The following is a 9756-nucleotide window of genomic DNA, read 5'->3' on the forward strand; positions in this document are numbered from 1 at the left end:
CAGGAAACGGCACTTGCGGCGCTTGCGGGTGGGCGTCGTCAGGGCGGCGGCCGACACCTCGGAGGCGCGGCGTGCGCGGTCAGACAGCGAACCGCGTGCCGACAGGGCGGCACCCGCCTGGTTCACGGCGAGGGACGCGCGCGGCAGGTAGTCCTCCACCAGGTGCTCGCGGGCGTTCTCAATCGCGGGGCCGGCGTGCGCAGCGGCGGCCTGCGCGCGTGCTGCAGCGTTCTCAATCGCGGGAGCTGCGTGCTCGATCGCGCTTGTCAGTGCAGCCTGGGCACGGGGAGCGGCCCAATCGACGCCCTGGTTCGCCAGATCGGCAGCCCGAACGGCAACCTTCCCGGCGTAAACGGCGGCAGCGTCGCGAAGCTGCTCAGAGGTAGCGCGCAGCTTATCTGCATCGAAAGTCGGCGAGGTAGCCATGTTGTCTCCGATCCTGTCCATATTAACGGGGGCGCACATGCGCCACTCACGTCCTATTGTGCTACATCCGCCTGTGATGTGCAGCCCACTAGTCGGCGTGAGCTGAACGACCGTCAGGAAACACACAGGAAAAGATGACACCATTGTCAACATGAAAGCTATTCTGCACACCACCGCCGGAGACATCACCGTCGAGCTGTTCCCGAACCGCGCTCCCAACACCGTCACCAACTTCGTGACGCTGGCCAAGGGCGAGCGCGAATGGGTCGACCCCAAGACCGGTCAGAAGACGTCCCGTCCCCTCTACGACGGCACCATCTTCCACCGCGTGATCCCCGGCTTCATGATCCAGGGTGGCGACCCCCTCGGCACCGGCACCGGCGGCCCCGGCTACCAGTTCAACGACGAGATTCACCCCGAGCTGAACTTCAACGAGCCCTACCTGCTTGCCATGGCCAACGCCGGCAAGCGCATGGGCCGCGGCACCAACGGCTCCCAGTTCTTCATCACCGTGGCCCCCACCCCGTGGCTGCTCGGCAACCACACGATCTTTGGCAAGGTCGTCGACGAGGCCTCCAAGCGCGTCGTCGACGCCATCGCCACCACCCCCACGGGCGCGAACGACCGCCCCGTGACGGAGCAGGTCATCAACTCGATCGAGATCGTCGACTGACCTTTTCTCTTGTCAGTGACGAGGCCGGGGCCGCCCCCGCTGCTCAGCGCAGTTGGCGGGATGAGGGACCCCGGCCTCGTCCCTTACCCACGAATGAAAGGGACGCTATGAGCCTGCCGAGCTACGGTCAGCGGTCCGACCCGCGGGCCGCCCCCGACTGTCCGCGCCACCCGGGCGTGCGCAGCGTCGACTACTGCAAGCGCTGCAACCGGCCAATGTGCGTGGACTGCTTAATTCCGACCGAGGTGCGCTCGATCTGCGTGGACTGCACATCCTCGAAGCGCGGATGGGTGCGCCAGGCGTCGCGCGCGGCGCAGATGGGTGCCCCGGTCGTCACCTACGCGATGATGGCGATCTGCATCCTCATGTACCTGGCGACCTGGGTGTTCCCCTCCCTCAAGTCGTCTCTCGCGTTGGTTCCGCTCTTCCTCATGTCGCGCCCGTGGACGATCCTGACGGGCGCGTTCCTGCACGGCGGGCTGCTGCACATCCTGTTCAACATGCTCTCCCTGTATTGGGTGGGTCGCGCGATCGAACCCGTCCTGGGCTGGTGGCGTTTCCTCACCGTCTACCTGCTGAGTGCGCTGGGTGGATCCGCCTTCATCCTCGCCTGGTGCCTCATTCAGCCGTCGGAACTCCTCGTGGGCACGGTGGGGGCGTCGGGTGCTGTGTTTGGCCTCTTCGGCGCTGTGTTCGTCCTGCAGCGATTGGGGGGAGCCGATACGACGCCGATCTTGACGCTGCTGGGCATCAACCTGGTATACGGTTTCTTGGCCAGTGGCATCTCGTGGCAGGCGCACATCGGGGGCGCGGTCGTCGGCGTGGCCGCTACGTGGGTGCTCGCACGCCTGGCTCGCCCGCGCGCGGGCATCACGGAGGCGGCGCAGAATCGTCGACAGCTTCTGGTGGCTCTCGGCATGATCGCGGGTATCGTCGCGCTCAACGCTCTCGTGTTCCGCCTCCTTGTCGAGGTCTATGGCGCGTGATCGGGGTGCCGTCGCCTCTGCAGGGCCTCGGCAAGTCTTCTGAGGATGACCTAACATAGGGAGGGTCCGGCACAGTGCCGGACCCTCCCTCATGCGCCCACAGGAGACACCATGACCAGCCCCTGGGACCTGTACGACCAGCTCATCGACGAGATCCCCTCCGACATCACCGTCACCCAAATCCACACCGACGGCAAGTGGCGCCGCATCGCCTCCAGCGACGACGGCGTCGGCATGGCCTTCGGCATGAACGTCCAATCACGGCCTCGTATAGCGGACGACCCCTCCGAGCTGATCGGTCGCCCCCTGCGCGACGTCGCCGCCCTGGCCAAATCCTGGAACTTCGAGGATGCAGGCATCGGCATGGCCGCCATCAACGCCTACCACTCCCACCCCGAGGTCGCCCTCGCCCGCGGATTCACCCCCTGCGAAGAAAACAACTGGGCGCGCACCTTCCACCCCTACGCGCCCCTCGTCGCTGGCAAGCGCGTCGCCATCATCGGACACTTCCCCTTCGCGGCCGCAGCCATGCCCGACGCCGCCGAACTCAACATCCTCGAACGCAACCTTTTCGAGGGCGACTACCCCGATTCCGCCTGCGAATACCTGCTCCCCGACATGGACTACGTCTTCATCTCCGGCTCCGCCTTCGTCAACAAGACCATGCCGCGCCTCCTCACCCTCGCTTCGAACGCCCACACCGTCGTCCTAGGACCCTCCACGCCCGCGTCCCCCGCGCTCCTTCACGCCGGTGCCACGACCGTCATATCCTTCGCCAGTGCCCACCCCGCGCGCCTCGAAGATGGCCTCGCCGGACGCTCCCTCCGGGGCATGTACGACGCCGGCGCGCGCGTCCAGCTCAGCCGAGCATAATCACCCGGCCAGCCACGGTCTCGTCCATACGCGAAGTGGGGCGTCCCGGCAACAACCGGAACGCCCCACACTCACGTTTCACGCGAAACGACGCGCGCTCAGCGCCAACGCAACGTCATCAGGAAACCCACCATCATCGTGCCCAAGCCCACCGCAATATTCCACTGACCGATCTTCGGAATCGGGTACACGCCCTGGGAAATGTAGAACACGACAACCCACAGCAGACCCACAATCATGAGCGTCACGAACGTCGGAGCCCACCAGACCGGGCTGAGCGGAATACCATCCGTCCAATTCTTGATCTCGGTATCGTCCTCGACCTCATGCCCATTCTTCTTGCGCTTTTTCGATTCGGCCACGTCGGGTCCTTTCTACTGGCCCGCGCGGGAAGACAAACCGCCCGGCGGTGATGAATTAGTCGATACTCTAGCGTAGTCTCGGACATAGGAAGTGCCCAAACGCAGCGCCACAGAAAGAGAGAATGATGCAGCCACGCAAGGTCCGCCACACGGCCGCCATCCTCGCCGTCACCATCGCCTCCGGCCTGCTCTTCTCCATCTCCTCCCTCAACGAACGCAAAAACCCCGCCGGGACCTCGGACCTCACAACCCTCGTGCACACCCGACAAGCCCAGGTCGCCGCCCTCGACGCCGAGGTCGGTGCCCTTGACGCGCAGATACAAAACTTCTCCACCTCCCAACCCGGCGCGCCCACCCCCGACGAAGACGCCTTCACCGCCAAATCCACGCGCCCCGTCTCCGGTCCCGGCGTCCAAATCACCCTCAACGACGCGCCCCCCGGACGCATCCCCGCCGGCGCAACCCCCAACGACCTCGTCATCCACCAGCAGGACATCGAAGACACCATGAACGCCCTGTGGGCTGGCGGCGCTGAAGCCATGACAGTCCAAGGCGTACGCATCACCAACCGAACCGTCATCCGATGCATCGGAAACGTCATCCTGGTCGACAGAACCAGCTTTTCCCCTCCCTTTGTGATTCAAGCAATCGGTGATCCTGACACCCTGCGCGCGACGGTTACTGCAAACCCACGTATGGTGAATTATCAGGCTTATGTGTCAAAGTACGGCCTCGGGTGGGACATGCAGACCAAAGACTCCCTAAGCTTCGCGCCTGCAACAACCTCGCTCACCGTCAACTATGCAACCGTGGAGGAAACGAATGGGTGAACACATCGCTCGAGCCGTTCCGACAAAGAAAAAGAGCTCCAACATCTTCTGGAACATCGTCGGCGTCATCGGCGAGCTGCTCATCACCTTCGCGTTCGTCATCGGCCTGTTTTCCGTGTGGCAGCTCTACTGGACAACCTACCAGGTCGCCGGCCAGGTCACCCAGACCATTGCCTCGTACGAAGAAGAACACCAGCCCTCCAAGCGCACCCAAGGCGAGACACGAACGGACGCACCCCCCGAGTTCACGCGCGAGGTTGCATCCGGCGAGGTCTACGGCCTCGTCCACGTACCCACCTGGGACTGGATGAAGATCCCGCTGGCCGAAGGCACCACCTCCTACGTCCTCGACCAAGGCTGGGCCGGCCACTACGACATGACCACCCAACCCGGCGGCGTCGGCAACTTCTCCGTCGCCGGCCACCGCCGCACCTACGGCAACAACTTCCGCTGGATCGACCGCCTCACCCAGGGTGACAAGGTCATCGTAGAAGTCGACGACCGCTACCTCGTCTACTCTATGGTCTCCTCCGAGATCATCGACGCCACCGACCCCACGCAGATGCGCGTCGTCGCCCCCGTCATCGACGACCTCTCCTGGTCCAAAACCCCCACCGAGCGTTGGATGACCATGACAACGTGCCACCCCGAATACGGCAACTGGCAGCGCTACATCGTTCACCTCAAGTTCGAATCCTGGACCCCCAAGGACACGGGCGTCCCCGCCGAACTCGTCGACGAACCCACGAACTAAAGGACCCCACATGTACGCATGGATCTTCCGCCACCTGCCCGGCCCCACCTGGTTCAAAGTCATCGAATCCCTGGCCCTCATCGCCGCGGCCATCGCCGCCCTCTTCACCTGGGTCTACCCCTGGGTCCAGTCCTACCTGGAACTGGGACAGTCCTCCGTCGGCGGCGCCTGAGCCACCCGCTTGTGGATGGGACGAGGCCGGGGACACCCCGGCCTCGTGTCGTATCCGCGGGCGTTGAGCGGGGTCGCGAACCGTGGATGTGGGAATTTCTGCTCGGCTGTGCCCACGGGTGCGGGGTCAGTCTCCCACCTCTCATTCGTGAATGCGTCGCCGCTTTCCACGCCTCCGCTTTCCGCACCGCACCGCCCGTTTGTCGGACAGCGGTCGCGCGCCCACTGTGGGAGCGCCCTACGATGGAGGCCGGAGAAAGGGGCCACGGCCTCGTACATGAAAGGACCGGCGATGGCACGAATCCTCTGCGTCGACAACTACGACTCGTTCGTCTTCACGATTGTGGGCTACCTGCGCCACCTGGGCGCTGTTGTGGACGTCGTGCGTAACGACGTCGTGGATCCCGCGTGGTTCGAAGCCGGCTACGACGGCGTCCTCATTTCCCCCGGACCCGGCGACCCCAAGAGCGCCGGCGCGTCCCTGCAGACTATTGCCGACTGCGCCGAGCGGGAGATCCCGATGCTGGGCGTGTGCCTGGGCCATCAGGCCCTGGGCGAGCTGTTCGGCGCGACCGTGGGGCACGCACCCGAACTCATGCACGGCAAGACCTCCGTCATCACCCACGACGGGCGCGGCGTGTTCGAAGGCGTCCCCTCGCCGCTGACTGTCACCCGCTATCACTCCCTCACGATCGACCCCGCGACCATGCCCGACGAACTCGAGGTCTCCGCGAGCACCGAATCCGGCATCATCATGGGCGTGCGCCACCGCTCCCTGCCCCTCGAAGGCGTCCAGTTCCACCCCGAGTCCGTCATGACACAGTCCGGGCACCTCATGTTCGCCAACTGGCTGGCCGCCTGCGGCGACACTGACGCGCGGGAGCGGGCCGTGTCCTTGAAGCCCGTCGTCGCGGAGCGCTTCAAGCTGTAGGGGCGCGTCGCCAGCCCACTGGCTGGACACGTTCAGTGAGTACAGCCGCGACGTCGGTGGTATTGAAGGCACGCCGTCGGTGTGCTTGCTTGTGGGTGGCCGCATGCGGATAGGAAATGACGTCACGGATAGGTTACGAGCATGCGGATAGGCTAATAACCTATCCGCGAACGCATAACCTATCCACGTAGGCGCAACCTATCCGCGTAGGGGTGTGCCCGGCGCGGAAACATCGTCGTCCTGTGCATCCGCCGACGAGGCCGTGGCCGGGATCGTGGCAACTCGTGATCTCTGAGTGGAGTGTGAACCCGCTAGACGGAGACTGGGCCTTCTGGGTCGAGCGTGAGCCTTCTGGGTCGAGCGTGGGCAACCCCGCCCACGCTCGACCCAGCGGGTTAACGTGCGCATCAGGGGGTTCAACCGCCGGTGAGCAGGCTAAGGCTCCCAATTAGGCGTCCCGTGTGCGTGGAGAATCGCGAGGACGCGCAGGCGCCGCGTGGAACCCGCATAGCTGTCACGGCCTCGTATTCGCACTGAAGGCCAGAACAGTCCTCGCAAGCCGCCCGAATGACGCACCGAAGCTCAAGACAGTCCGCGCACACTGCGCGAATCCCGCCACGGCCTCGTACCCGCCCTGACCATTGCACGCGGCCCGTACCGATGCGGGAACCGTGCCACGGCCTCGTATTCGCACTGAAGGCCAGAACAGTCCTCGCAAGCCGCCCGAATGACGCACCGAAGCTCAAGACAGTCCGCGCACGCTGCGCGATCCCGCCACGGCCTCGTACCCGCCCTGGAAGCCGTGACAGGGGCGCATGCACGCGGAGCGGAACCCACCCCGCACACGACGGGTCCGCACTCCGCACGCAAGGCCAGCATCGCATACGACAGGGCCCGCACCCCAGGAGGAATCCTGTCGGTGCGGGCCCTGATCGTTGGGTGAGTCGGACTACTTCTTGGTAGAGGGCGACGGGCTGGGCGTCGGGAAAATGGAACCCTTCGAGACCTTGAGCTTCACAGTCGAGTTCTTGTCCACCTTCGAACCCACGCCGGGTTCAACGGCGGTGACCTGACCGGCGGGCTGGGTACCGGTGACTTCCTCGACGGTCACGGTCAGGCCCAGGGCCTTGAGCTGCGCCTCAGCGTCCTCGCGGCCGATGCCGACGACGGAGGGGATCTCCACCTGTGCGGCCTTGCCACTGGACACGGACACGGCGATGCTGGTGCCCTTCTTGACCTTGGAGCCGCTATCGGGATCCTGCTCGACGATACGGTCCTTCTCCTTGTCGGAGTCGACGGTCGACACGTTGCCGAGCTCCAGGCCGACTGCCTTGAGGGCGCTGCGCGCCTGGTCCTGGCTCATACCCGACAGGTCGGGGACCTCAACCTGGTCGGAACCGGAGGACAGGTAGGCGGTGATTGTCTGACCGGCCTTGACCTTCGAGCCGGGGGAGGGGTTGGTCTGCGCGACCTTGCCCTCGGGCACGGTGTCGGAAGCGACCTTACTGGAGTTGACATCCCACTTCAGGCCCAGCGCCTCGACGGCCTTACGGGCGTCGTCGGGACTCATACCGACCAGGTTGTCGGGCAGGGTGACCGAGTCGGGGCCGGACGAGATAGTGACGCGCACGGTGGCGCCCTTCTCGGCCTGGGTGCCGCCTGCGGGGTCGGTTGAGGCGACCGAGTCCTTGTCGACGGTATCGGAGGCGACCTTGTCGGGGTTGAGTTCCCACGTCAGGCCGGCGGCTTCGATCTGGGACTTTGCGTCTGCTTGAGACAGTCCAACGACGTTGGGGACGGCGACGGTCTCCGGCTCAGCGGCGCTGCGGCTCAGCGCCCAGACGCTGCCGCCGATGAGGAGCAGCGCGATGGCGACGAGGGTCGCGATGATCGCGGTGCGGCGCTTGCGGGCAGCGGCAGCATTACTCGTCCCATCGTCGTCGGAGGAGACGGCGGGCAGCGACGTTGACGTCGATGTCGGGGGGGTCCCTGCCGCGGACGTGCTCACCGTGGAGGTGGTCGTCGGTGCTGCGGCGCGCGCACCGACGAGGCCGGCTGCGGGCAGCACCTCGGTCGCCCACGAGTCGGCAGGCGGGGCGCCCACGTCCATGCCGCGTGCAACGCGCTGCAGGTCCGAGAGCATCGCGGTGGCGCTCGGGTAGCGGTCGTCGCGGTTCTTCGCGAGCGCCTTGAGGACTACTCGGTCCAGGGAATCCGGGATGTCGGACAGGATCGACGAGGGGGTGGGCGGGATCTGCTCGACGTGCTGGTAGGCGACGGCGACGGCCGAGTCGCCCTTGAAGGGCGGGCGGCCCGTCAGCAGCTCGAAGAGCACGACGCCCGTCGAGTACAGGTCGGAGCGCTCGTCCACGGTCTCACCGCGCGCCTGCTCGGGGGAGAGGTACTGCGCGGTGCCGACGACGGCGTTCGTCTGCGTCATGGTGGCCTGCGAGTCGGTCAGGGCACGGGCGATGCCGAAGTCCATGACCTTGACCTTGCCGTCCGACGTCAACATGATATTGCCCGGCTTGATGTCGCGATGCACCAGGTGGTTGTCGTGCGAGTACTGCAGGGCGGACAGGACACCCGACACAATCTCGATGGCTTCGTTGATCGGGACGGCCGTGCCGTCGGAGATCAGCTCCTTGACGGTGTGCCCCTCGACGTACTCCATGACGATGTAGGGGATCGCGATGGACCGGTTGGTCGCGTCCGAGACGATTTCTTCGCCGGTGTCGTAAACGGCGACGATGTTTGGGTGATTCAGCGACGCTGCCGACTGAGCCTCGCGGCGGAACCGCGCCTGGAAGATCGAGTCCAGCGCCAGGTCGCGTCGTAGCATCTTGATGGCGACGACGCGCGACAGGCGAGTGTCGAAGCCCAGGTGAACTTCGGCCATTCCGCCTCGCCCGATGAGCGAGCGGACCTCATATCGGCCAGCTAGACGGTGGGCCATGGGCTGTGCCATGTCCTAACCTCCTCGGTGATGGTTGCCCCCGCGTTGCTTGGGATGAGGGAGCTCAGCATGGATTTGATCGTAAAGGCTGCAAGTACGGTCAGCGCGATCACGATGAGTGCGATGACCGCAATGCGGATTAATTTCTTAGATGCAGGGACCGGCGGGGCAACGACACTACGCGAGTAGGCGGTCTTCGCTGCCGGGCGCTTGTGCTCGGTGGTTCGGGCGTCAAGTTTGTGCCAGTGCGGTCCGCCCGAGTCCTTCTTGGGCTTGGACTCGTACACGGAGCGACGTGGACGCGTGGACGCATTCTTGTTTTTCTTGTCCTTGCCACGGGGTTGGGGAACGGTCCCGAAGACGCGCGGCGTGGAGCTGGTGGTCGTCGTGGTCTTCGACGAGGCCTTGGCGGACTTTGCGCGCTCGTCCTTGACGTCGCGGGACGGCTGCGGGTCGGGCGCGGAGGAGGCGCGCTCGGACTTGCGCTGAGCCTGCTCGGCTTCGCGCCGTTGACGGGCCTCACGGCGTTGGCGCTCTTCGCGGGCTTCGCGTAGCTCACGCTGGCGGGCCTCTTCTTCGCGAGCGACCTGGGCGCGACGGTGTGCTTCGGCGGCGTCCTCGGCTTGGCGGTCTTGTGCCCGCTGGCGCAGGCGCTCGTTGAGGGCGGCGCGCCGCTCGGCTTCTGTGGGCGCAACGGGCGTAGCGGGTGCCTGTGTGGGCGTGGGGGTTGGCTCCTTGCGCGGGGTCGCCGAGGCCGTGGTTGCCTTCTTGGGAGCCGGTGCCTCGGCGCGCGT

At 65.5% G+C, this 9756-nt stretch carries 10 protein-coding genes and 1 pseudogene; 7 read left to right on the top strand and 4 right to left on the bottom strand.

The window, feature by feature from the left end; all coding sequences use genetic code 11:
- The coding region (locus HMPREF1136_RS10145; protein ID WP_009649259.1) for a hypothetical protein at positions 1–426 on the bottom strand (426 nt) is incomplete at its 3' end.
- 151 nt (positions 427–577) lie between these two features.
- Between HMPREF1136_RS10145 and HMPREF1136_RS10150 the strand changes: the two genes are divergently transcribed.
- The 3 genes from HMPREF1136_RS10150 (at position 578) to HMPREF1136_RS10160 (ending at position 2958) form a co-directional block, all read left to right on the top strand.
- Positions 578–1099: a peptidylprolyl isomerase gene (locus HMPREF1136_RS10150; RefSeq protein WP_009649256.1), complete on the top strand. Its 522-nt coding sequence runs from the start codon at positions 578–580 to the stop codon at positions 1097–1099.
- Positions 1100–1206: 107 nt separating this feature from the next.
- Positions 1207–2085, top strand: coding sequence for a rhomboid family intramembrane serine protease (locus HMPREF1136_RS10155; RefSeq protein WP_034505844.1), 879 nt, complete (start codon positions 1207–1209; stop codon positions 2083–2085).
- Positions 2086–2196: 111 nt separating this feature from the next.
- Positions 2197–2958 carry a Rossmann-like domain-containing protein gene (locus HMPREF1136_RS10160; protein WP_009649260.1) on the top strand — a complete coding sequence of 254 codons (762 nt, stop codon included), beginning with the start codon at positions 2197–2199 and terminating at the stop codon, positions 2956–2958.
- 98 nt (positions 2959–3056) lie between these two features.
- Here the strand turns inward: HMPREF1136_RS10160 and HMPREF1136_RS10165 are convergent, their stop codons facing one another.
- Complete coding sequence (locus HMPREF1136_RS10165; RefSeq protein WP_009649261.1) at positions 3057–3320, bottom strand: cell division protein CrgA; 264 nt, start codon at positions 3318–3320, stop codon at positions 3057–3059.
- A gap of 125 nt (positions 3321–3445) precedes the next feature.
- Between HMPREF1136_RS10165 and HMPREF1136_RS10170 the strand changes: the two genes are divergently transcribed.
- From HMPREF1136_RS10170 to HMPREF1136_RS10185, 4 genes are all read left to right on the top strand, one after another.
- On the top strand, positions 3446–4150 hold the full coding sequence (locus HMPREF1136_RS10170) for a DUF881 domain-containing protein (protein WP_034505849.1): 705 nt from the start codon (positions 3446–3448) through the stop codon (positions 4148–4150).
- Positions 4143–4904, top strand: a complete 762-nt coding sequence (locus HMPREF1136_RS10175) for a class E sortase (protein WP_009649258.1) — start codon at positions 4143–4145, stop codon at positions 4902–4904. The genes HMPREF1136_RS10170 and HMPREF1136_RS10175 overlap by 8 nt, the downstream gene beginning before the upstream one ends.
- A 10-nt stretch (positions 4905–4914) precedes the next feature.
- Complete coding sequence (locus HMPREF1136_RS11090) at positions 4915–5076, top strand: hypothetical protein (protein ID WP_009649255.1); 162 nt, start codon at positions 4915–4917, stop codon at positions 5074–5076.
- Between the two features lie 291 nt (positions 5077–5367).
- Complete coding sequence (locus HMPREF1136_RS10185; protein WP_009649264.1) at positions 5368–6006, top strand: aminodeoxychorismate/anthranilate synthase component II; 639 nt, start codon at positions 5368–5370, stop codon at positions 6004–6006.
- Positions 6007–6955: 949 nt separating this feature from the next.
- On the opposite strand, the gene pknB is transcribed toward HMPREF1136_RS10185, so the two are convergent.
- Positions 6956–8974 (bottom strand): Stk1 family PASTA domain-containing Ser/Thr kinase, encoded by a 2019-nt coding sequence (gene pknB / locus HMPREF1136_RS10190; protein ID WP_009649257.1) that lies wholly within the window; start codon positions 8972–8974, stop codon positions 6956–6958.
- A pseudogene (locus tag HMPREF1136_RS11095) lies at positions 8947–9756 on the bottom strand (serine/threonine-protein kinase); the annotation flags it as partial. The gene pknB and the pseudogene HMPREF1136_RS11095, both read right to left, overlap by 28 nt.

Origin of the sequence: Actinomyces sp. ICM47, assembly GCF_000278725.1 — a bacterium.
GTDB lineage: Bacteria > Actinomycetota > Actinomycetes > Actinomycetales > Actinomycetaceae > Pauljensenia.